This is a genomic window from Cobetia crustatorum (assembly GCF_000591415.1).
Lineage (GTDB): Bacteria > Pseudomonadota > Gammaproteobacteria > Pseudomonadales > Halomonadaceae > Cobetia > Cobetia crustatorum.
Genome location: NZ_JEMF01000016.1, coordinates 74,186 through 95,486 on the forward strand (window position 1 = coordinate 74,186; position 21,301 = coordinate 95,486).

Consider the following 21,301-nt stretch of genomic DNA (forward strand, 5'->3'; position numbering starts at 1 on the left):
GGCTACATTACCGCTTCATGGACCCCAAAAAACGCATTTGTTCGGAATATTCGGTAAATTTAGCAAAAAAACTGCTTGAAGACTGGACGACTTTCGGCCAAATTATGGCAAAAGCGTGTAGGATACTTTCATGGAACGCATTTGTTTACCCGTCGTTCTGATCCCAAGTGCTGTCCTGCACGAGCCATACGCCACAGGAGTTGAGTCATGACATTACGCGTCGCCATCAACGGTTTTGGTCGCATCGGTCGCAATGTGTTGCGTGCGCTGTATGAAGGCCAATACAACGATCGTATCCAGGTGGTTGCCATCAATGATCTGGGCGCCCCGGAGCTCAACGCTCACCTGTTGAGCCGTGATACCGTGCATGGTCGTTTCGCAGAAACAGTCTCTTATGACGAAGAGAATCTATTCGTCGGTGACGACAAGATCCGCATTCTGGCTGAGCGTGACCCGTCCAAGCTGCCGTGGGCGAGCCTGAATATTGACCTGGTCATGGAATGTACTGGTCTGTTCACCAAGCGTGCTGCTGCTGCCAAGCACATTGAGGCGGGTGCCAAGCGTGTGCTGATCTCCGCACCGAGTGGCGATGCTGATGCGACTGTCGTTTTTGGTGTCAATGAAGACGTGCTGACGGCTGAGCATCAGGTCGTGTCCAATGCTTCTTGCACCACCAATTGCCTCGCGCCGGTTGCCAAGGCATTGAACGCTGAGGTGGGTATCGAGAATGGTCTGATGACGACCATCCATGCTTACACCAACGATCAGAACTTGTCGGATGTTTACCACTCCGACCCGTACCGCGCCCGTAGTGCTACCCACTCCATGATCCCGACCAAAACGGGTGCTGCAGCAGCTGTTGGTCTGGTGCTGCCGGAGTTGAATGGCAAGCTGGATGGTCTGGCGATTCGTGTGCCGGTCATCAATGTGTCATTGGTTGACCTGACCTTTACGGCATCTCGCGATACAACTGTTGAAGAGATCAATGCGATCGTCGCACGTGCTGCTGAAGGTTCCAGTGTGCTGGCTGTCAACTCGCTGCCGCTGGTGTCCATCGATTTCAATCACGATGCGCATTCCTCTACCTTTGACAGCAATCACACTCGTGTCAGCAATGACCGTCTGGTCAAGGTCATGGCGTGGTATGACAACGAGTGGGGCTTCTCCAACCGCATGCTCGATACTGCGCTGGCGATGCAAGCAGCAAACTAACGCGACTCTGCAACATGAATTAAGGAGAGTGCCGTCCTTGAGGTGGCACTCTCAACAGGTGAGGACGAATGGCCCGAGGATTCTCGCGTCGCGCATAGGCTCCACGGACAAGGCAATGCCATTCGTCCCCTTTGAATCGGCTGTCGGTCAGGGTTGGCGCCAAGACCGGCTATCGATGCTGCTCGGAATGACATCGCGTCATCCACTCTTTGAACCTCCCCTTATGGGGAGGTTTTTTTTTCGCCTGAGGGGTGGCACGTGGCAAGAGAACATATCGCTATTCCTGACCATTTTATCGAAACATGTCGCTAGCCGGCGCCAGAAGGGTGGTTTATGTGCGACGGGATTTCTGAAGATGGCGACAGGTTTGAAAGTCAGGTGGTATAACGTGCGGCAAAATGCAGCTAATAATCACCATCATGCAGGCTTCGTCGAAAGCAAAGTGCAACGATTAGCGAATCTGCGCTGGTGTGTTACACTTTGACCTTGACATGCCGCAATGCTCAAGAATGAGTCGCTTGCGTGTTTAGTGTCGATTCATGCAGGTAGTTTGTATCGGCCTGCGAGTGTTTACGTCTTGTGTGCAATGCAGGGAAGGTATTGCCGCACTGCCGCTTAATTATCCGGCAGATCTTCGACTTCCATAGCAGGCTGTCTCAGATGCACGATGCCATCCGCGAAGCTCATGAACTGATTGGTGCCACATTACGAGACCCGCGTACTCAACGTCAGGGGAAAGTCGTGGGCATGGATCTTGGACGTGAGCAGCCGGCTATCTATGTTCTATGGCAGGAAAGCGCTGCTGCTGAACGAATAGCGATGGAACCCGATGACTTTCGGGCGCTGATGGAGCACCTCCGCGCTCGTATGGGCATTCCATCGCAGCGAGGTACTCTGGATAGCAGTACTCCGGATAGCAGTACTCCGGATATGAGTTCCCATCACAAGAACTCCCGTCATAAAAGTACCAGCCACAAGCGCTCCAGTGATTCGCGTACCAAGGATCCTCGTGGGAAGGAAAAGGCACGAAGTGATTCCCGGCAGGCGACGCCTTCACGCGATAGTCAGCATGCTGTTCAGAAAGATGTTGCTTCCTCTACTACGACAGATGACGCTATTCAGCGCTCTGCGCAGGGATAGTCCGCGGCCGATCTTCATTCCATGTGAATCGCACATGCAGCTTGATGGCCATGCCTAGGTAGTGCCGATAATGAAAGCCCGGAGCCTTGCTCCGGGCTTTCGTGTTTGTAGTCGTTTTCTCACGGCATGGCATCATCAGCGGCCAACGTTGGTGAATGTTTCTGGCTGCGGGAGTGCTGGATGGGGCATTCTGAAGAGAATCGCATGAAGAAGGGGTTCACGTTGCCTGAGTCATTCACCGACAGCCGTCTGCTGCTGCATCATCACGCTGTCGTCGCAGATATCATGTTCACGTTGAGCGCTGATGGTCAGCGCTTCATCGGCTTGAATGCTGCTGCTGAACGCTTGTTGGGATATTCGGTACGTGATTTTCTTAAACAGCCCGGGTTGTGGCTGTCGTTGGTATCGATAGCAGATCGTCAGCGGCTGAGTCATTTTCGTTCATCTGTGGGTAGGGTTGAGCGTATCAGCTACCAGATACGGGATCGTAGTGGGCAGGTATTGCTGTTTGAAGAGTGCTTGTGGGCATCCGGTGATGGGCACCCTGTCTGCGGAAGGGCATCCGACATTACTCGGCGTGAGCAGGAAGCTGAAGAAGAACGTCAACAGTTGAAGGCTTATCGGCTGATGATGATCCGTAGCCGTGACCCCATGGCGATTCTGTCATTGGATGAGACGACATTGGCCCTCCAGCATGCCAATCCTGCTTGGCACCTCTACCACGATGCAGCCTATATTCATGCGGGGAAGTCGCTAGATCGTCTGTATTTCACGCACGTCATGCGTTGTCTGAATAGTGCAGAACCACGGCATTGTGATATCAGCCTGTCACTGCCACGCGGGGAATGTCGTTTGTCGGTGCAGCTGATCAGTCTGGGGCGATCCCCGAGCAATGGAGTCCAGCAAGTTGCCGTCATGACGCGCGATATCAGTGCTGTCCATCAGCGTCTTGAGCAGGCTATCAGTCAACAGAGCCGTCTTGTTCAGCAGGTCCATGATACTCCTGGAACGCGATATGCCACTCGCGGAGAATGGCCGCCGGAAGAGTTGCAGTTCATCTCTGCTGGCAGTGAGATCCTGACGGGATTGTCGCGTGATCTATTGCTGGCCAGTCCGCGTATCTGGCAGACGCGAATGGATCAGGATGAGCTTGACGATTGCCGAGAGCGTTTCGCTGCTGCGATTCGTGACCGGCTGACCGGTTTGAGTTTCTGTTATGCCTTCCGTCATGTGGATGGTCGGCAGCGTTATTTTCAGGATGATATGCATCTGAGCTATGCCTCAGACGGTGAGGTAACTGAGGTACTGGGCCAGCTTAGTGATGTCAGTCGCGGTGAAGCGAGTCGACGTCAGTTGGAGCATCTGATGCAACAGATGCCCGGTGTCATCTTCCAGTGCAAATTGAGTCGTGATGATGTTTTTATCTACACCTACCTGTCGCCGGTCGCGGCCCAATTGTTAGGGCTGGAGGTCGAGACAGTACTCGCGGATCCCTCTCTCTTTCTTTCGCGTATATCTGATCAGGACCGCATTGAGCTATTGGCATCGGCACGTTGCAGTGCAGGTGAGCAATCTCCTATGGAGTTGGAGTTGCGCTATGAGCATCCCGATGGACAAGAGCGCTGGCTGGCCTGTGTTGCATTGCCACAGCCTACGGATGTACCGGATGGCAGTATCACCTGGAATGGCTATTGTGATGATGTGACGGCCCGTCATCGTATTGAGCGCGCCTTGCGGCTGAGCGAGGAGCGTTATCGCTTCATTTTGAATTCAGTGAGTGATCTGGTCAGCATCGAGGGCTCCGATGGAATCTGCCAATACATCAGTCCGTCGGTGGAAAAACTGTGTGGATTCCGTGTCGAGGAAATTTGCGGGCAAGAGATAAAGAAGATGATTCATCCTGATGACATGATGCGTGTCGCTAAGGAGGTTCATCGATCGGCCTGTCTTGGCGAAGTATTTCGGGTTGATTTTAGAATTCAGCACAAGGACGGCCACACCCTGTGGTTTGAGTCGATCTCCACACCATCAATGGACCCTGGCACCGGGCGCTACGAGCGGGTGCTGTCGGTTTCACGCAATATTCATGAGCGTAAGTTGATTGAGCAGCGTCGAGAGCATGAAGCGATGACCGACGCCATGACAGGAGCTATGACACGCGACTGTTTCTTCGAAACGCTAGATACGCTGCTGGCTTCGTCCTCGCGAGAGCAGCTGGCATTGATTCTGTTTGATATTGATCACTTCAAGAGAATCAATGACGGCCATGGCCACGCTGCCGGTGACCAGGTGTTGACGCACCTGGGAGAGGCATGTCGTCAGCAGCTACGCCGCGATGATTGTTTTGCGCGGTTGGGAGGTGAGGAGTTTGCCGTATTGCTGGCTGACGCCGGCACTGCTACCGGCGTCAGCATGGCAGAGCGCCTGCGTCAGCAAATTGCCGCCCTTGAATTCAGATTCAAGACACTGAAACTGAGATGCACCATCAGTATGGGCGTGGCATCGCCGGAGCCTGGAGAAAGCCGTGAGGCCTATCTTCATCGTGCCGATATGGCGCTTTACAGTGCCAAACGCAGTGGCCGCAACCGGGTGATACTGGCATCGCAGGCAAGGAGCGAGGACAATTGAGGAATGCCGGCATACTTGACTTGGGTTCTGTCGCCGGTGTTTAGAGTCTCGTACAAGGAGTAGGCGATGCGAATGTTACATACCTGGTGCGCCGGCACTCTGCTGTTTGCACAATCGGTGTTTTCTGCAGGGCAGGCATTGGCTGCGGAAGATCAGCCACTGATCAATCGTCTGGAAGGCCCGCAAGTCATCACCGAAACAGTGACCTACCGTGCTAACGGTGAAGAGCACGTCGGTCTGATTGCGCGGGATGCCAAGGCAAAGGGGCGTCGTCCGGGCATCTTGCTTGTGCACGAGTGGTGGGGATTGAATAGCTATGCCCGCAAACGTGCCGAACAGTTGGCAGGACTGGGGTATGTCGTGATGGCGGTAGACATGTATGGCGGTGGCCGTACAGCGGAACATCCGCAGGATGCCAAGGCTTTTTCCAGTGCGGTGATGGGCGATTGGCCCAAAGCAGAATCGAGCGTCAACTCAGCATTGGCAGTGCTTCGTTCACGTCCAGAGGTGGATGGAGAGCGCATGGCCGCGATCGGATACTGCTTCGGCGGTGGGGTAGTGCTTAATATGGCGCTCAGTGGTGCACCGCTCAAGGCTGTTGTCAGCTTCCACGGTAGTCCTGGCATCGCGGTGAAAGACCCCAAGGCTTTCGCGGGCCGTGTCGTCATTCAGAATGGCGAGGCTGATTCTCTTGTACCTCAAGAAGGATTGGACAGTTTGCTGGCGACCTTCAAGTCGCTGAATACACGTGCAACGCTGATTCAGTATCCCGGCGCCAAGCATGCGTTCACCAATCCGGAGTCCAACGCCAAGGGAGCCAAGTACGATCTCCCGCTGGCCTATGATGCAGCAGCCGATGCAGCGTCATGGCAGGTGATGCTCAACCTGTTCAATGAAGTCTTCAAGTCTCCGAAGACGTCGCCGCAGCCCTGAGCGCGCCTGAGTTGTAGATGGCAGAGTCTTGAAATGACAAAAGCCCACCCGGTATTGCTCCGAGTGGGCTTTTTACGTAGATACGCTCAAGTTTATGTAAAGCACTTGGCACGATATACCGTGCTTGCATCGGTAGGGCCAGATCGATATTCAGTCCAGCTCTTTCAATGAGAGCACTTGGTGGGCAAGCCGAATCATATCTGGATCACCGGTATGCTTGCTGGAGACATCGGAGAGCTTGATGACGGGCACCCAGTCTTGTCCTTCCGGGCGTGCTTCGGTCATCTTGATGACCATGTTCATTGGCTGCGGTCCTACATCATTAGTGAAATTGGTGCCGATGCCAAAAGACATGCCGATGCGTCCGGCACAGTAGCGCACGATACGATCGACCTTGTCAGTATCCAATCCATCGGAGAACACGATGGTCTTGGTTTTGGGGTCAATGCCTAGCGATTCATAGTGACGGATGGTGGCTTCAGCGAATTCAATCGGATCGGCACTGTCATGGCGCACGCCGTCAAACAGTTTGGCAAACTTCTTGTCGAAGCTGCGGAAGAAGGCACGGCTGGTAAAGGTATCCGATAGGGCGATACCGAGATCTCCCCGGTAGACCTTGACCCAATTTTCCAGCGCCAGAATATTGGCCATCTTGAAGCCGAAGCGCGCAGCATGGAACATGAACCACTCATGGGCATGGGTGCCAATCGGCTTGATTCCATGGCGCTGTGCCATGTGAACATTGCTGGTGCCGATAAAGCAGCCACGACCCTGCTCTTTGAGTGTGGCGACAACCTTGTCGTGCACATCGTAAGAGTGCCGACGACGCGTGCCGAATTCAGCGACGCGGATACCAAGTCGCTTGTAGTGCTCTATCTTGGCCTGCGTATTGTCGTGCAGCACCTGGTCGTTATCACGTTGATCGCCACCCAATTGGTACCAGAGCTCACTGATCAGTGCCATCAGCGGAACTTCCCACAAGATAGTGCGATACCAGTAACCTTCTAGATGCACATCCAGCGCATCGCCGGTCTGGGTGATGGTTATTTCGGCGGGGTCAAAGCGGAAGCCGGCCAGGAAGTCGCGATAGGTGGGGTCGAGAAACGGGCAGTGGAGCTCGAGAAAGGCTTTCTCTTCCGCTGTCAGTGCAAGATGGACCATATTGTCCACTGCTACACGCAGTGCTTCGCCAAAACCTGGCGGAAAAGCGTGCTCGCCTCGATTGATAAAGGCGTAGCGGGTACGGGCATAGGGGAATAGCTTCACCACCGCATTTTGCATGGTGAACTTGTAAAAGTCGTTATCGAGAATCGAGTGCAACATCGAGGCTCGCTCAAGTGTAAGGCGGCTCGGATGAACCGGAATTGCTGACGGGACAGGTCTTGCTTCAAGGCAAGCATGTCCCGTTGGCACGGGAGATAGAGTCGAAAGCTAGGTGGGCTCGCTGACGAGCTGAGACGGTTGTTGAATCGCAGATATCTGGCAACCCGCGGTCAGCAAATGACACTCAGCTACTAAAGGCCATGATACCGAACATGGTCATCATCATCCCGCCGAATATCAGCAGGCCGGCCAGCGATAGAGCGATCAGCAGATAGCCAAGCACTAGCCCTGCGAGTGCCCAGCTGTCGCCTGCTTCGCCGGTCTTGCGAATCTGGCTGCGTGCGATATGGCCACAGACAACGGCTCCAAGTGCCGCAGGCGCCAGCAAACATCCCAGTACGCTCAATGCAAACGCGACCAGTGCCATGGCATTGGTCCGGGCATGGGTATCCTGGGCGGGTGGTGTGGGCGTATAGGGCTGTCTTGTGGCTTGATCAGCAGATGATTCTTCGGGGGGCGTCGATGTGTCTGTCATGGCGGTCTCGTTGTCCTGCATCATGTCGACACACTAGCATGTCCTGGGACGGGCGGCATGTCTGCCCCAGGGAGAACAAGAGGAGAGTGTGGTGACAGGGCAATGGCGAGCAGAGGATGGGGTGGATAAGCATGCGTCCCAGCGGGAAATGCCGGATAGTTTGATGGTATCTGATGACTCCACAGAGAAGACGGGTGGCTGGCGGCTAGAGATTCTGACTTCTATCAGCGATATCTCTGCTCGGGAGTGGAATAGCCTGGCCGGTGGCGATTACCCCTTTCTGCAACACGCGTATCTTGTGGCCCTTGAAGCCTGTGGCGCGGCTATCGCTGCTACAGGTTGGCATCCGGCACATCTGTTGATACGCGATGAAAGCGGGCGCCTGATGGCTGGATTGCTACGCTATCTAAAGCTGCACTCACGCGGTGAATATGTCTTTGATCAACAATGGGCTGAGGCGCTTGAGCGAGCTGGCGGACGCTACTATCCCAAGCAACTGACGGCTGTTCCCTTTACGCCGAGCGCTGGCCCGCGATTAGTGACGAGAGATGGTGCGCCGTCACGGCGTGCACTGTTGAAGTGGTTATGGCCGCACCTTGAGGCTGGTGCAGCGCCTTCGGTTGACGTTGGCGGTTCCTTGCGGCGCTTTGAGCACAGTGGCTTCCATCTGCTATTTGCCGAGCAGGAAGAGTGCAACGATTGGCAAGCAGCAGTACCGCATCTTATTCGGCGTCCAGGCATGCAGTATCACTGGCAGTCACGGGGCGAGCAGGACTTCAGTGCTTTCCTGGATGGCTTGCGTTCCCGGCGTCGCAAGGAAATTCGTCGTGAACGACGCAAGGTGGCCGATCAAGGCTTTTCAGTGGTGCGCCTTGAGGGTGAGCAGATAAGCGAAGCTGATCTCGAAGCCTTCTATCGCTGTTACTGCATGACATATATGGAGCGCGGGCAGCGTCCCTATCTGCCTATTGAATTTTTCCACCAACTCAGACGCAGCATGCCTGAGGCACTGTTGCTGATTCAGGCGCGTGATGAAACACGGATACCTGTCGCCGCAGCGCTGTGTCTGATCGGCAGTGATTGCTTGTATGGGCGTTGGTGGGGCAGTGAGGTTCAGGCTGACTGTCTGCATTTTGAAGTCTGTTACTACCAGGGGCTTGAGTTCTGTCTGGAGCGTGGGCTGACGCGCTTTGATCCTGGTACGCAGGGTGAGCACAAGATAAGTCGTGGCTTTTCAGCCTACGATACCTGGTCATTGCACTGGCTGGCCCACCCGGGCCTACAAGAAGCAGTGACGGAAGCTGTCGAAGAGGAAGTGCGCTGGATAGCCAAGGCACGTCAGCAGGTGACCGATATGCTGCCTTACCGACAAGATGAGTTGCTAGTCGATAAGGGCAGTGTTGGTTCGATAAAACGAGCGTAGATCAAGATTTTATCCCTTGAGTTTCCTTGCATCGAGGTGGCAGTACGCTGACATGACTCGATTCATCTAATGCCGAGTCGATATTGTCGGCCTGCTGCAAGGCAAGAAAGTTTGCTGATGGGGAGCTATACTGAGTTATATCTTAATATTCTAATTTCAGAGGCTCCCATGCTGATCAAGGAATGTGATTCAAGGGAGTATGACGTCCTGGTACTTGAGGTGCTGGCTCAGGATGCTGCCCTTACTGTCAGTGAGCGCTGTCAGGTATTACAGACGCTACGCATGATGCGTGCTCGTCAGACTCGCCGCCGTACGCTTGCTACGCAGCTGGATTCACTGCTTGGGGCGCGCGATGACTGGGTCGTATTACATGATTTGAGGCTTGGGCATGGCGATAATGTGATCGAGATCGATCACCTGCTCGTCAATTGCCTTATGCAGGCTTGGGTGCTGGATGCATCGTGCTTTGATCTTCAGCTTGCCATTACCTCATTTGGTGAGCTGCTGGCGCACACCGAAGGTAATGACGAGGTGAGTCAAGGTGAAGACGCTGCTAGTGACTCTCAGGAGCAACTTTTAACGCCTTCTCCACTGCTGGCAATTGCAGAGCAGCGTCGCGTCTTTCGGGATTGGATGGAAGCGTGCGGTCTGTTGCCGTTACGCATGGGAATGACGCTCCAACCTCAGCTGCTGTACCGGGTCGTGATCGCAGAAGAGGCTCAGGCAAGTCGTCCTCCAGAAGATATTGTTGATAGCCGTGCGCTGGTGTCGCTGTCGCGCCTCAGGCAGCAGTGTCTGCAGGTGAGTGGCCGGACGGCTCCTATCACACGTTTGCGTAGTTTTACGCATCGTATTGATAAGCGTCGTTTACGACGTCTGGGGCATGCGATTGCCGCCCAGCATGTCGCCTCAACGATTGATTGGCCGGTGAGGCTTGGCTTGACGCCAGACCAGCAGCACTCCTCGATTGGCCCGCGCGCTAATGATGTGGCTTCTGAGTATCGTTGGACGCCTGCTGCTTTGAATGAGCCTTCCAGTGAACGTAGCGACTCGGTAGCGGCACAGCCTGCCGATCGAGACATCAAGCCCAGGCAAGAGTTTGCAGGTTCACCGGTATCTCCACTCAAGCCTACTTCATCGATACCGAGAACAGCTGAACTGCACCCCCTTGGGGCTCGTGGGCTTCAAGCGGCGCGCTGTCGGCAGTCTTCTCATTCTGATATCGATGCCCTCGAGGGCGCTGATTCATATGCCAAGCATCTGCAACATTCGTCACAGGATGTTGAAGGACTGCCGCGCTGTGATGAGTGTCGTCGCTGGCTGTCCAATGACAGCATCGCGCTATGCCAGCAACCGGGTCAGAACGAGATGTTGGACGGACGATTACTATGTGAGCGTTGCCGCGAGCAGGTATGAGGGAGGGCATTGATTCTTGGCAAGGATCAGATCAGGGGAAGACGAAACATCGCGGATACAGAAATACTGGCATCATAATGTTGCGGTGCAGCAAATAGTGGCTTATGCTGCATTGCAGCGAGGATGGAACCTGGTCGAGAGCACTATTTATCAGTGAAGGCTTGATAGTGATGGCTCGGTCGCAATAGCGCACAAGCTTGGTTCAATCCTGATAGCCGAAGGAGCATAGCTCCGGATTCATTTCAGCGTGATGCCAAAACCCTGGAGGGTGCCACATGTTCAATGCCAATTTCGATAAGTCCACCAAGCAGTTCGATGATATGTTCATGTCCCCGCTGCGCGCTTTCAGTGCTCTAAGCATTGATTACAGCGAAAAGCTGATTGGCGCCCAGATGGAACTGACCAAGTCTTATGCTGATGCCTCCATGGCACAGGCGCGTGCCTTGCTTGAAGTCAAGGACAGCGAAGGCCTGCAAAACTTTGTCAAGGAACAGCAGGAAACCGTCAAGACGCTTGGTGAGCGCCTGCAGAACGACACTCAGAAAGTCGTCGAACTGAATCAGGATTTCGCCAAGAAGAGCCAAGAGCTGGCTGAAACCAATGCCAAGAAAGGGCAGGAAATGGCTGAAACCAATGCCAAGTCCGCTTCTGAGGCCATGCAGAAGTCCGCCAAGTAAGCGACATCTGCTCAACAGCTCTCGATTGAGGGAGCTGTATAAAACACCCATCCGGTCTTCCGGGTGGGTGTTTGTGTGTCTGGTATTTGAGTGACTACGCTATTGTCCAATAGACGTATCATCTCGTGATCAGAATTTGATGAGAAGAGCTAACATTAAGCGTCTTCTTGATACTGAGAGTCTTGACACAGGGAGTGTGCAATGGACCCTATCAGTGCTGTTTTTGCTGCGCTTATGGATACGGTGGCTGGGGTGAGCGGTCAATTGAGTGAAGGTGCTACTAGCCATATTTCGGATACCGCTGGACTCCAGCGTCAGCATATTGAAATGCAGTATCAGGGGCAGAGTGTTGATTTTGATACTCTCCATTGGCGAGTGATCGATGACTCGGTATGTGCTGAAAAAATCCAGAACGCAACGCTGCATACAAGATGCAGTCAGGCGGCCAGTAAGCTATTTTCAGCATCCTGTCAGGAAATGACGGCTAATCCACCTGCCTTGCCTTCACAACGCCACGCTAGCCTCACGCGTATGACCTGTAACGCAGCATTGGGTTATCGCCCCAGCGTGGGGAATATTCAATGGGCTGAGGTGTCGGGTGCTGATCAGTTGGCAGAGGCCGAATGTAATGCAGCAACGGCAGCCTTGCTCGGGAATGGCACGTTGGATGCGCTTCAATATCAGCGTCGAGTGTGTGCCGGACGCTAGCGGCGAGCGCCACCTTGCGCCACAATGGTAGGCCATGCCGCTTTGCGCGGTACCATTTGATCAGTGACAGGTGATAGTCATGGCACAGGCCACAGCACGTCATATTCTCGTTTCCAGTGAAGAACAGTGTGCAGCTCTCAAGACCGAAATCGAGAACGGTCGCGATTTTGCTGATGCCGCTAGTGAGCATTCCTCTTGCCCGTCCGGCCGTAGCGGCGGCGATCTTGGAGCTTTCGGTCCGGGCATGATGGTCAAGGAATTTGATGAGGTGGTGTTCAGTGCCCCTATCAATACCGTGCAAGGCCCGGTGAAGACCCAGTTCGGTTACCACCTGCTGGAAGTGACCAGCCGCACTTGATCCTTGGGTCGTTTGACCTTTGGTAACTGGTTGGCAAGACAGTAGCAAAACGCCCTCGGCCATGATTGGTCGAGGCGTTTTGCGTTATGAAAAGCGCTTTAGTCTCTGGTCATCAGACCTCTTGATATAGCTGACTGCCTTCACGCTTGAATTTTTCGGCCTGCTCCTGCATGCCAGTCATCACGCTATCTGCATCGCCGGTCAGGCCATGTTCATTGGCATAGTCTCGGACTTCCTGAGAAATCTTCATGGAGCAGAACTTCGGCCCGCACATGGAGCAGAAGTGTGCGACCTTGGCAGAGTCCTTGGGCAGCGTTTCATCATGGAAGCTGCGTGCGGTATCTGGGTCCAATCCAAGATTGAACTGATCTTCCCAGCGGAATTCGAAACGTGCCTTGGAGAGCGCGTTGTCGCGACGCTGCGCGCCTGGATGGCCTTTGGCCAGGTCAGCAGCATGTGCGGCTATTTTATAGGTGATGATGCCCGTCTTGACGTCATCCTTGTTAGGTAGGCCTAGGTGTTCTTTAGGCGTGACGTAGCAGAGCATGGCGCAGCCGAACCAACCAATCATCGCGGCACCGATGCCTGATGTAATGTGATCGTAACCCGGTGCGATATCAGTGGTCAGTGGGCCAAGTGTGTAGAACGGCGCCTCGTCACACTCGGTGAGCTGCTTGTCCATGTTTTCCTTTATCAGGTGCATCGGCACATGCCCCGGCCCTTCGATCATCACCTGCACATCGTGCTGCCAGGCGATTTTCGTCAACTCGCCGAGCGTTTCCAGCTCACTGAACTGGGCAGCATCGTTGGCATCCGCCACCGAGCCCGGGCGCAGACCATCGCCCAGTGACAGGCTGATATCGTAGACCTTGCAGATCTCGCAGATATCTCCAAAGTGGGTGTAGAGGAAGCTCTCCTCATGATGAGCGAGGCACCATTTGGCCATGATCGAACCGCCGCGCGAGACGATTCCGGTTACACGGCTGGCGGTCATCGGCACATAACGCAGCAATACGCCGGCATGGATGGTGAAATAGTCCACTCCCTGTTCGGCTTGCTCGATCAAGGTATCGCGGAAGATTTCCCAGTCGAGGTTTTCCGCGACGCCATCGACCTTCTCCAGTGCCTGATACATGGGCACCGTTCCGATGGGTACCGGTGAGTTGCGCAGTATCCACTCACGGGTTTCGTGAATGTTGGCACCGGTAGAGAGATCCATGATGGTATCGGAGCCCCAGCGAATACCCCAGGTCATCTTGTCGACTTCTTCCTCGATGGAAGAGGTGACTGCCGAGTTGCCCAGGTTGCCGTTGATCTTCACGAGGAAGTTGCGCCCGATGATCATCGGCTCGCTTTCCGGATGATTGATGTTGGCAGGAATGATCGCCCGCCCGCGAGCGACTTCCTCGCGTACGAACTCTGCCGTTATTTCTTCAGGCAGGCTGGCGCCGAAGCTATGGCCGGGATGCTGGTGGCCAAGAATTGCTTCCACAGATTCGCTACCTTGATATTCCTCACGCATGGCAATACGGCGCTGATTCTCGCGGATGGCGATGTATTCCATCTCGGGAGTGATGATGCCCTGGCGTGCATAGTGGAGCTGAGTGACATTCTTGCCCGGGAGCGCACGGCGAGGATGGTGATCTAGCTCGAAGCGCAGTGAAGACAGACGCAAATCCGCTTGGCGAACACGGCCGTACTCACTGCTCAATTGCGTGAGCTGCTCGGTATCGCCGCGTTCTTCGATCCAGTGTTCACGCAGGGGAGCCAGACCGCGGCGAATGTCGATGTCGACCGCCGGATCTGTATAGGGGCCGGAGGTGTCATAGACGACGATCGCCGGATTCTCTTCCAGCCCGTTGGCTGTCTGGGTTGGCGAGCAAGAAATTTCTCGCATGGGGACGAGGATGTCCGGACGCGAGCCTTCTATATAGATCTTGCGCGAACCACTCAAAGGGGCAATGGCGGCTTCATCGACACGCGCTTCGCGCGCCAGGTGACGGCTGCCATCCTTGCGGCCAGCACGAGCGCGAGCCTTGGGTGCACTTTTGTCATAAGCGTTCTTGTCTTGTGTAGGTTGGGCAGTGTTCATGCAGGTCTCCTCATAGGGGCGACGTCATGGGACGTCATCATGGGAAGACCGTGCGTAGGGAAGGGATGACGACTGTTTAGCCCAGTACCTGTCATAAAGACTGTCATGAGATACGAGGCGACAGCGCCGCATGGAGCGGCATGCCATCAGCTTGATTCCTACGCCGGTCCTAACCGGTTCAGGTTCCACGGGACCCCTTGCTGACAACCCTCACCCGTCAGGGCAGTGAGGTGTTGCATGCAGGATCTCAGCCGGTTCCACCGGCACCCCGTCAAGCGTCTTCAGATATTCAATGCCAAGAGAGCTTTCGCGCGCGAAAGACACCTTGCCATTCAGGAACTGACACCCTGTTCATTGCTCTTCTCAACATTCACGTCGTGTTCTTGGCATCTCTGGGAGCAAAGGATGCTTCAGTCTTGATCAAGTCCCATTTGCCAGAAATCGATTTCCAAACGTGTCGCATCGCGGAAGACATCGACCAACTCACCGAAGCGTCGCTCTGAAACTTCTGACAGGCGAGCGTCCAGCCATTCGCGTTCAGACTCCATGGCAGCCTTGAAGTCATCGCTTGAGTACATCGCGATCCAGTCTGCGTAAGGATTGTCTTCGATCAGCGTACTGTCTTGATCCAGCAACCACTCGGCAATTTCACCGTAGCCAATCAGGCAGGGAGCAAGAGCAACATGCAGATCAAGCAGATCACCGCGCTGACCACAGTCGAGAACGTAACGTGTATAGGCCAGTGTGGCACGGGATTCGGGAAGCTCACTCAGGTCATCCTCACTGATACCCCATTCGGCACAATAGCCAATATGCAGCGTAAGCTCAGTATTGAGAATGGTATCGAGGCTAGCGGTAGCCTGACGTAGTTCGGAAAGACTACGGCTCTTGTAGGCTGCCAAGGCCCAGGCGCGAGCAAAGTGGATCAGGAACAGATAGTCCTGCTGCAGATAGTGACGGAAGGCATCTACTGGCAGGCGTCCTTTACCCAGTTGACGCACGAAATCGTGCTGCAAGTAGTCGTACCACTCATCAGCGCAGGCGTTGGTCAGGTCTTTGAAGCTAGGCATCGACGTGTCCCTCTGTGAGCATTCCGCTACCCCTTTGTGGGTGATTGCGGTGCATTCGCTCAAGCGGGCTGATACCGGAAGGAGGCGGGAAGGAAGCAGTTATCCAGTGGGTACTGGCAGACGGGCGGCGTTCCTTCTCGCTTGATTCCTACGCCGGTACTAGCCGGATCAGGTTCGGCGGGCTCGTCATTCATGCAAGGCCGAAAGTGCTATCGGTATTTGCATATGACATCTCAGCCGGTTTACCGGCACCCCGTCAAGCTATGGCTCGAGTGTAACAGTCTGACGTCTTACGGGAAGGGGAAATGGCGATGATCTATATACGACTTTGGGAGGCTGCTGGCGGGCTTAACTTGTCAACGAAACAGGAGGGAGTTGCGCCATAAGTGCCGGGAGATCGTGTGTGAGTTGTTCAAGGTCTTCAGGTTCATCGACATCCCAACTGACCGGCAGGCAGTGGGTGGTTCGCTTGGCATGAGTGAGCTGAGTGAGCGTTTCAGCACATACATCCGCATGGCTCCAATGAGTCAATGCGAAAGCTTCGGGGCAGGGCTGATTCAATCCGATCAAGCCATAGCCGCCATCTTTTGACGGTTGCAAGACAGCATCATGTGATGCCAATCCGTGCGCCGCATCGCGGAGTCGCTGGCGGTCCAGTGCTGGCAGGTCCGACCCCATCAGCATGACTGGACCATGGGATAGATAGCGGGCCATGGCTTGCTGCATGCGCTCGCCCAATGTCCCTGTGGGCTGGGCTTCAAGTTTGATGCGGGCCGCTTGAGGGTCATGCATCAATTCGTGTTCTAGCGTGTGATCCAGTTCAGCCATCAGTGGTGCGAGAGAAGTTTCCAGGCGCGCCGCCTGCGGAGGCGGAGTGAGCATCAGCACGATATTGCCCAGGTGTGCCGCTTGCGCTTCCTTGAGCATTCTCATCAGCATGCGTGAATAAAGCCGTGCTGCCCCCTGTGCTCCCAGTGCTGGAATCAGGCGGGTCTTGCACTGACCGGGCACCGGCAGGCGTCCGAAGATGATCAGTGTCGGTTGCGCCAATGACGAGCATGCAGATTGGCAGGCTGTGGCGTGTGACATCGTTGATGCCTCTTCACTGGCAGGCAGCGACGACGGGATGAACTCAAGCATGAGGCAGTTGGCGCTGGTCACTGGCCAGCGCTGCTGCGCGATAGCCATATATGCGTGCCAGCTTCGTAGGAGAAACGCCACACCATGCCGCCAGGCGCAAGCCCCACATCTTGACGATGGTGCGCAAGACGCCTTGTGTCTCCCAGCGCCGTCCGCTGGTCTTTACCTGCGACTCAAGATTCAACGGCGGCGTCAGTAGCTTGAGCTGTGCGCTCAGCCATATGTCTTCCATCAGCGGGATTTCGGCAAAGCCGCCAATGGCCTCGAAGGTCGAGCGTTGCACGAACTGGCCTTGATCGCCGGTACTGATGCTGGTGAGGCGAGAGCGCAGATTCATCATGCGCGCAATCAGTGGCAGCCAAGCAGATTCTCCTTCTATCGCGACATCGAAGCGACCCCAATCACAGCGGCGATGAGTGGCAATTGCGTTGGCTAACACTGCGAGCGCGTTGTCTGGCAGACGAGTATCGGCATGCAGGAATAGCAGCCATTTACCACGCGCTCTCGCTGCCCCGGTATTCATTTGCACCGCACGTCCCGATTCACTGCTGAGGCAGGCATCACAGAGCGGCGCCGCCATCGCACGAGTGTTATCTGTCGAGCCACCATCCACGACGATGACCTCGCAATCTCCTCCTGCACGCAGACGACTCAAGGCGATAAGCGCCGGCACGATACCCTCAGCCTCGTTATGCACCGGCATGATGATACTCAGCCACGGTGCACGTGTCGGATAGTGGCTTCCGTTTGCGGAAGAGGTCGCTGCTGAGGTCAGGCTTGAGGGTGTCTGCTGGGTCATGGCGCAGGCTCCGGCGATGGCGTTGTATATGCAGCATACGCAAGTGCCAGCAGCTTGGATGCAGAACGGTAGAACGCTCGATCAACGCTTCATCGAACAATAAACGCTGTGCATGAACCCTCGTTTCTCTACATGTGAGGAGGCTGTGATCAATTGGCAGAATGAGGTGATGGGAACGTAATGCGATACAGACCTGATGCGCCGGTATCGGAAGTCATGTAGAGATCACCGTTCGGGCCAAACGCCACATCCAGTGGGCGAATCCAGCGCGCTCCATCGGTACTGTCTTGCAGCCCTGTCAGCAGGGGTGTCAGAGCGGAGTGTTGTTGCTCTTGGTCTTGTTCCTGGGTCTGCTCATTGCCAGATGCCAGCTTCACTCCCAGCAGACGCGGTGCTCGGCGGCTGGCTGGATCACCCCATGCCTTGCCGTCAGGCGCCGTTCCCCAGCTACCATGAATGGCGATCACGACATCCATGTTAGGTGAGAGCGGGTGTCCTTCAGGAACAACTGCAATACCCATCGGGGCGCTGCGTGCTGGCATCTCGGCCAGAGGTCGGGATATCTCTTGCAGCGGCTGTGGCGAGACACTCTCGATGCAGGCATCGCGCTGCGGCTTGCCATCTTTCCATTGATACCATGGCATTCCATGAAAGCTTTGTTGGGTGGCGGCGACCAGCAATTCATGCGGGTGCTCATATCCCCAGTGGTCCGGGCCATTGTTGGTGGCCAGCAAGCGTGTCTCGCCGCGGGGTAGTGTTTGCCAGGCCAAGCCGACCGGGTTGCGCAGGCCACTCGCCCAAGGCTGCCATCTGGGCTGGTCCTTACTGTGCTCGTCAAGGCGCATCACACCGCCACGCCGCTCACTGAAAGGGTAGTGAGGCGCGGTACCGGCGAGATATTGATCAGAACAGTTACCCTGTATGCCCAGTGCCAGATAGAGCGCACCATCTGGCCCGGTGCTTAGTGTGCGCGAATTATGGCCGCCACCCCCGGGGATCTCGATCACGTGACGAAAATCCTGCGCAGACAGCGTGCGTTGCGGCGCATAGTCGGCTGCCAGCAACGCATTCGTGGTGGCTACATACAAGGTGGAGTCACGTACGACGACTGAGTGAGGGTAGCTGGACAGTCTCACCAATGTTTCCAGTGATGAGAGGCTGCCATCATCGGCAAGTTGGCCGCGATATACCCGGCCAGCATTGGAGCCAATCAGCAGCTCACCTTGCGCGGTGATATGCAGCATGCGCGGGCCATCGAGTGCGGCCAGGTGACTGAGCCTGGCGCCCGCTGGCAACTTGAGGGAAGGAGAGCCCTCGGGGGCATCGACGGCAGTATGGAGTGTCAACGAGGAAGTCGGTGAGGATGCGTCAGCTAGCGCGCTCGTGGTGATCAACAGAGCATTGATCAACAAAGCACTCAGCAGTAGGGCACTTGTTAACGGGCCACTCGGCAATGGGTTGGTGAGTGACCCGAAGTTGTTGGGCTTGCGTATATCTATCGGCATTCCAGTCTCCTCAAGGCATCACGGTATCGTGGTCAGTCTGGAAGCCCGCCGATCATCGCGCCAGTGCGGTATCAGTCTTGGGAGGCGTTGCGGCGGCGCCGTTTGAGATGACGCCGCCAGCCTTTGAGAGATAGCCATGAGTCATCGCGAGGATAGAAGCGCTTCTCGCGCCAGCCAGACTGCTTTGCTATCTCTTCCGGGCTTTTGCGCCAGCGCTTGTATTCCCACTGATACTGCGCAGGTGCCAGAGCAATCGCAGCTTCCACTGAAGCATTCACACCGCGCGCTGATGTTGCCTCATCTTCGTCATACACGCCTTCATCTGCCGCGAGGAAGTGAATGGCAAAACCGTGACCATCTTCAAGCCGCTGGGCAACTCCCGTGATGACGCGCGCATCGGTGCGAGCAACCAGCTTGGGAAGCAAGGTGGCGGTATAGGCTGGCCGACGATAGAAGTCTGCGAACACGCCACTGCCCCGTCCGGGTTCTTGGTCAGGGAGGATGCCAATGGCTTCAGCGCGCTTTAGCGCCTTGAGCAAAGCCGCTACGCCGCGCGAGTTGGTAGGCACCAGACTGGCACCCATCCGTTCGCGGCCATGACGAATGATAGGGTCGAGGCGTTCGAACTTGGGTGGTTCATACATGGCAGTGAACGGGAAGTGGCTGGAAAGCCAGAAGTTGAGGACTTCCCAGTTGCCGAAGTGAGGTGCCAACACGATTACGCCACGGCCTTCGGCGCGTGCGTCATCGAGTAGATTGCGCCCGTGCACTTCGAGGATGCTGTCACGTACGGCGTCTTCGTCTCCCAGCCACACCTTGCCCAGTTCGAGCATGGTGGCAGTGGAGTGAGCAAGACTCTCGGTCACAAGCTGTGCACGAGCGCCTTTATCCAGAGCAGGGAATGCCTGGCCAAGATTGCGCCGCGTAACCCTGCGCTCACGAGGATTGAGGAGTTGAACTACACGTGCCAATGGCCGTGCCATGCACCACAGCTGGGGTGTCGTCAAACCTGAAAGACGCTTCCAGAGCCACGCCACGGCGTTGGCCTTGAGAGGTGAAAGGCGCTGTTCCATGATCTTTTCAAAACGCTTGAGAGTTTTTTCCATCGTCACACATGAGATTCCGGTGGTCTTGCGTGATATATCGCGCTTGTCAGTCTGCAGAGCATTGAGCTGTGGCATCAGACCCGCGGCTATTTCGCTGCCCGATGGCAACCATTGTGCCAGAGGGTAATGCGGGCTGCAGGCATCAACAAAGCAGAATTGCCAATACGCTGCGACTCGAGTCGTGCGCGCAATTCCAGCAGGCAGTATTATTTAGATAAAGCGCGTGTGGTGATCAGTGATGAATGGCTATCAGCTTACGCGCATTCGCTTATGTGTCCCTTTTGCAATTGTTTCTCTTGTCGCTGTCTCTCTTGTAATGGTCGCGTTTGGCTTGCCCGCCGGCGTTTATCTTTCGTGCTTTTTGTCTGACAGCCTATCTGTCGATATCTCTGGTAACCGCCGCGGAGTCTTGATGTCATCCCCTAACGCCACACTTTCTGCTGCTGATCACTGCTGTCCGCTGTGTGATGACACGGCGAGCGAGCATGTGCTGCATCTGGTGCAGCGCCGCAAACCTTGCCCCTTGACGGGCAAGCGCCCCTCGGCAGATGAAAGAGATTATCTGCGTTGCAATGTATGTCATCTGCTTTATCTTGCGCCGTCGCAGCGGCTGGATGCTCAGGCTGAACGGGATGTTTACGATCAGCACGAAAATGATCCGGATGATCCGCGTTATCGTCGCTTTCTCACTCGGCTATTTTCCCCGATGCGCGAGCGTCTCCCGGAAGAGGCCAGTGGGCTGGATTTCGGTTGTGGTCCCGGGCCTGCGCTGGCCCGGATGTTTGTAGAGGTGGGCCATCCGATGGCGCTGTACGACCTCTATTACCATGCTGATCCCACGCCCTTGGCTCGCCAGCATGACTTCATCGTGGCCACCGAGGTCATTGAGCACCTTTATGATCCACGCGCAGTATTTCGCCAATGGCTGAAGTGCCTCAAGCCCGGTGGCTTGCTGGGTGTCATGACGCAACCGGCCTTTGACGATCATGAGGCATTGAGGCGCTGGCACTATCTACGTGACCCGACTCACGTCTGCTTGTTCAGCCCGGCGACCTTTCAGTGGTTAGCCAACGAGCACGGCCTGGAGTATCAGCAGGTCGCGTCGGATTGCACTATTTTCCGCCTTCCTGACCTTCAGTGCTGACCGGTGCACGAGCATGCCAGGTGATTGCGTCGCCAGTACGCGATGGTGCTGCGATAGGGCTTGGCAAGAATGATGCAAAAAGGCTTGGTTTT

General features: G+C 55.5%; 18 protein-coding genes and 2 riboswitches. Of the genes, 10 read left to right on the forward strand and 8 right to left on the reverse strand.

Translation table 11 applies throughout. The annotated features are described in order from the left end of the window. The first annotated feature begins 207 nt into the window (after positions 1-207). From gap to BF12_RS0103735, 4 genes are all read left to right on the forward strand, one after another. Positions 208-1,212 (forward strand): type I glyceraldehyde-3-phosphate dehydrogenase, encoded by a 1,005-nt coding sequence (gap, locus tag BF12_RS0103715; RefSeq protein ID WP_024951098.1) that lies wholly within the window; start codon positions 208-210, stop codon positions 1,210-1,212. 660 nt (positions 1,213-1,872) lie between these two features. After that, positions 1,873-2,352 (forward strand): hypothetical protein, encoded by a 480-nt coding sequence (locus BF12_RS0103725; RefSeq protein ID WP_024951100.1) that lies wholly within the window; start codon positions 1,873-1,875, stop codon positions 2,350-2,352. Positions 2,353-2,532: 180 nt separating this feature from the next. Further along, positions 2,533-4,980 carry a diguanylate cyclase gene (locus BF12_RS0103730; RefSeq protein WP_024951101.1) on the forward strand — a complete coding sequence of 816 codons (2,448 nt, stop codon included), beginning with the start codon at positions 2,533-2,535 and terminating at the stop codon, positions 4,978-4,980. Between the two features lie 66 nt (positions 4,981-5,046). After that, on the forward strand, positions 5,047-5,913 hold the full coding sequence (locus BF12_RS0103735; protein ID WP_024951102.1) for a dienelactone hydrolase family protein: 867 nt from the start codon (positions 5,047-5,049) through the stop codon (positions 5,911-5,913). A gap of 150 nt (positions 5,914-6,063) precedes the next feature. Here the strand turns inward: BF12_RS0103735 and pncB are convergent, their stop codons facing one another. Further along, a complete protein-coding gene (gene pncB, locus BF12_RS0103740) occupies positions 6,064-7,236 on the reverse strand; it encodes a nicotinate phosphoribosyltransferase (protein ID WP_024951103.1) in 1,173 nt (390 codons plus the stop codon). A gap of 184 nt (positions 7,237-7,420) precedes the next feature. Then, positions 7,421-7,771 (reverse strand): DUF4190 domain-containing protein, encoded by a 351-nt coding sequence (locus BF12_RS18565; protein ID WP_246116564.1) that lies wholly within the window; start codon positions 7,769-7,771, stop codon positions 7,421-7,423. A 91-nt stretch (positions 7,772-7,862) separates the two neighbouring features. Here BF12_RS18565 and BF12_RS0103750 point away from each other — a divergent pair, with 91 nt between their 5' ends. The 5 genes from BF12_RS0103750 (at position 7,863) to BF12_RS0103770 (ending at position 12,353) form a co-directional block, all read left to right on the forward strand. Beyond that, positions 7,863-9,194 carry a GNAT family N-acetyltransferase gene (locus BF12_RS0103750; RefSeq protein WP_246116563.1) on the forward strand — a complete coding sequence of 444 codons (1,332 nt, stop codon included), beginning with the start codon at positions 7,863-7,865 and terminating at the stop codon, positions 9,192-9,194. Between the two features lie 168 nt (positions 9,195-9,362). Next, positions 9,363-10,610 carry a nuclease-related domain-containing protein gene (locus BF12_RS0103755; RefSeq protein ID WP_024951106.1) on the forward strand — a complete coding sequence of 416 codons (1,248 nt, stop codon included), beginning with the start codon at positions 9,363-9,365 and terminating at the stop codon, positions 10,608-10,610. Positions 10,611-10,885: 275 nt separating this feature from the next. After that, complete coding sequence (locus tag BF12_RS0103760; RefSeq protein ID WP_024951107.1) at positions 10,886-11,287, forward strand: phasin family protein; 402 nt, start codon at positions 10,886-10,888, stop codon at positions 11,285-11,287. Positions 11,288-11,488: 201 nt separating this feature from the next. Further along, on the forward strand, positions 11,489-11,995 hold the full coding sequence (locus BF12_RS0103765; RefSeq protein ID WP_024951108.1) for a hypothetical protein: 507 nt from the start codon (positions 11,489-11,491) through the stop codon (positions 11,993-11,995). Between the two features lie 79 nt (positions 11,996-12,074). Continuing rightward, complete coding sequence (locus BF12_RS0103770) at positions 12,075-12,353, forward strand: peptidylprolyl isomerase (RefSeq protein ID WP_024951109.1); 279 nt, start codon at positions 12,075-12,077, stop codon at positions 12,351-12,353. 112 nt (positions 12,354-12,465) lie between these two features. Here the strand turns inward: BF12_RS0103770 and thiC are convergent, their stop codons facing one another. The 6 genes from thiC to BF12_RS18570 form a co-directional block, all read right to left on the reverse strand. Next, positions 12,466-14,445 (reverse strand): phosphomethylpyrimidine synthase ThiC, encoded by a 1,980-nt coding sequence (thiC, locus tag BF12_RS0103775; RefSeq protein ID WP_024951110.1) that lies wholly within the window; start codon positions 14,443-14,445, stop codon positions 12,466-12,468. A gap of 138 nt (positions 14,446-14,583) precedes the next feature. Then, positions 14,584-14,726, reverse strand: a riboswitch (TPP riboswitch). A gap of 129 nt (positions 14,727-14,855) precedes the next feature. Beyond that, a complete protein-coding gene (gene tenA / locus BF12_RS0103780) occupies positions 14,856-15,515 on the reverse strand; it encodes a thiaminase II (protein WP_024951111.1) in 660 nt (219 codons plus the stop codon). A 128-nt stretch (positions 15,516-15,643) separates the two neighbouring features. Then, positions 15,644-15,781: riboswitch (TPP riboswitch) on the reverse strand. Between the two features lie 82 nt (positions 15,782-15,863). Next, positions 15,864-16,604 (reverse strand): TIGR04282 family arsenosugar biosynthesis glycosyltransferase, encoded by a 741-nt coding sequence (locus tag BF12_RS0103785; protein ID WP_169734504.1) that lies wholly within the window; start codon positions 16,602-16,604, stop codon positions 15,864-15,866. A 43-nt stretch (positions 16,605-16,647) separates the two neighbouring features. Further along, positions 16,648-17,454, reverse strand: a complete 807-nt coding sequence (locus BF12_RS0103790; RefSeq protein WP_084487960.1) for a TIGR04283 family arsenosugar biosynthesis glycosyltransferase — start codon at positions 17,452-17,454, stop codon at positions 16,648-16,650. 149 nt (positions 17,455-17,603) lie between these two features. Next, entirely contained in the window at positions 17,604-18,959 is a 1,356-nt protein-coding gene (locus BF12_RS0103795; RefSeq protein ID WP_024951114.1) for a PQQ-dependent sugar dehydrogenase, read from the reverse strand. A gap of 71 nt (positions 18,960-19,030) precedes the next feature. Then, the gene (locus BF12_RS18570; protein WP_248623614.1) at positions 19,031-20,065 is read right to left on the reverse strand and encodes a lysophospholipid acyltransferase family protein; all 1,035 of its coding nucleotides are present in this window, start codon (positions 20,063-20,065) and stop codon (positions 19,031-19,033) included. Positions 20,066-20,477: 412 nt separating this feature from the next. Here BF12_RS18570 and BF12_RS0103805 point away from each other — a divergent pair, with 412 nt between their 5' ends. Beyond that, positions 20,478-21,209: a class I SAM-dependent methyltransferase gene (locus BF12_RS0103805; RefSeq protein WP_024951116.1), complete on the forward strand. Its 732-nt coding sequence runs from the start codon at positions 20,478-20,480 to the stop codon at positions 21,207-21,209. Positions 21,210-21,301 lie beyond the last annotated feature (92 nt).

Excerpts from the sequence above, each read along its gene's own strand:
- gap (WP_024951098.1), top strand. The coding sequence starts at position 208 with ATGACATTACGCGTCGCCATCAACGGTTTTGGTCGCATCGGTCGCAAT.
- BF12_RS0103725 (WP_024951100.1), top strand. The coding sequence starts at position 1,873 with ATGCACGATGCCATCCGCGAAGCTCATGAACTGATTGGTGCCACATTA.
- BF12_RS0103730 (WP_024951101.1), top strand. The coding sequence starts at position 2,533 with ATGGGGCATTCTGAAGAGAATCGCATGAAGAAGGGGTTCACGTTGCCT.
- BF12_RS0103735 (WP_024951102.1), top strand. The coding sequence starts at position 5,047 with ATGCGAATGTTACATACCTGGTGCGCCGGCACTCTGCTGTTTGCACAA.
- pncB (WP_024951103.1), bottom strand. The coding sequence starts at position 7,236 with ATGTTGCACTCGATTCTCGATAACGACTTTTACAAGTTCACCATGCAA.
- BF12_RS18565 (WP_246116564.1), bottom strand. The coding sequence starts at position 7,771 with ATGACAGACACATCGACGCCCCCCGAAGAATCATCTGCTGATCAAGCC.
- BF12_RS0103755 (WP_024951106.1), top strand. The coding sequence starts at position 9,363 with ATGCTGATCAAGGAATGTGATTCAAGGGAGTATGACGTCCTGGTACTT.
- BF12_RS0103760 (WP_024951107.1), top strand. The coding sequence starts at position 10,886 with ATGTTCAATGCCAATTTCGATAAGTCCACCAAGCAGTTCGATGATATG.
- BF12_RS0103765 (WP_024951108.1), top strand. The coding sequence starts at position 11,489 with ATGGACCCTATCAGTGCTGTTTTTGCTGCGCTTATGGATACGGTGGCT.
- BF12_RS0103770 (WP_024951109.1), top strand. The coding sequence starts at position 12,075 with ATGGCACAGGCCACAGCACGTCATATTCTCGTTTCCAGTGAAGAACAG.
- thiC (WP_024951110.1), bottom strand. The coding sequence starts at position 14,445 with ATGAACACTGCCCAACCTACACAAGACAAGAACGCTTATGACAAAAGT.
- tenA (WP_024951111.1), bottom strand. The coding sequence starts at position 15,515 with ATGCCTAGCTTCAAAGACCTGACCAACGCCTGCGCTGATGAGTGGTAC.
- BF12_RS0103785 (WP_169734504.1), bottom strand. The coding sequence starts at position 16,604 with ATGTCACACGCCACAGCCTGCCAATCTGCATGCTCGTCATTGGCGCAA.
- BF12_RS0103790 (WP_084487960.1), bottom strand. The coding sequence starts at position 17,454 with ATGACCCAGCAGACACCCTCAAGCCTGACCTCAGCAGCGACCTCTTCC.
- BF12_RS0103795 (WP_024951114.1), bottom strand. The coding sequence starts at position 18,959 with ATGCCGATAGATATACGCAAGCCCAACAACTTCGGGTCACTCACCAAC.
- BF12_RS18570 (WP_248623614.1), bottom strand. The coding sequence starts at position 20,065 with ATGGAAAAAACTCTCAAGCGTTTTGAAAAGATCATGGAACAGCGCCTT.
- BF12_RS0103805 (WP_024951116.1), top strand. The coding sequence starts at position 20,478 with ATGTCATCCCCTAACGCCACACTTTCTGCTGCTGATCACTGCTGTCCG.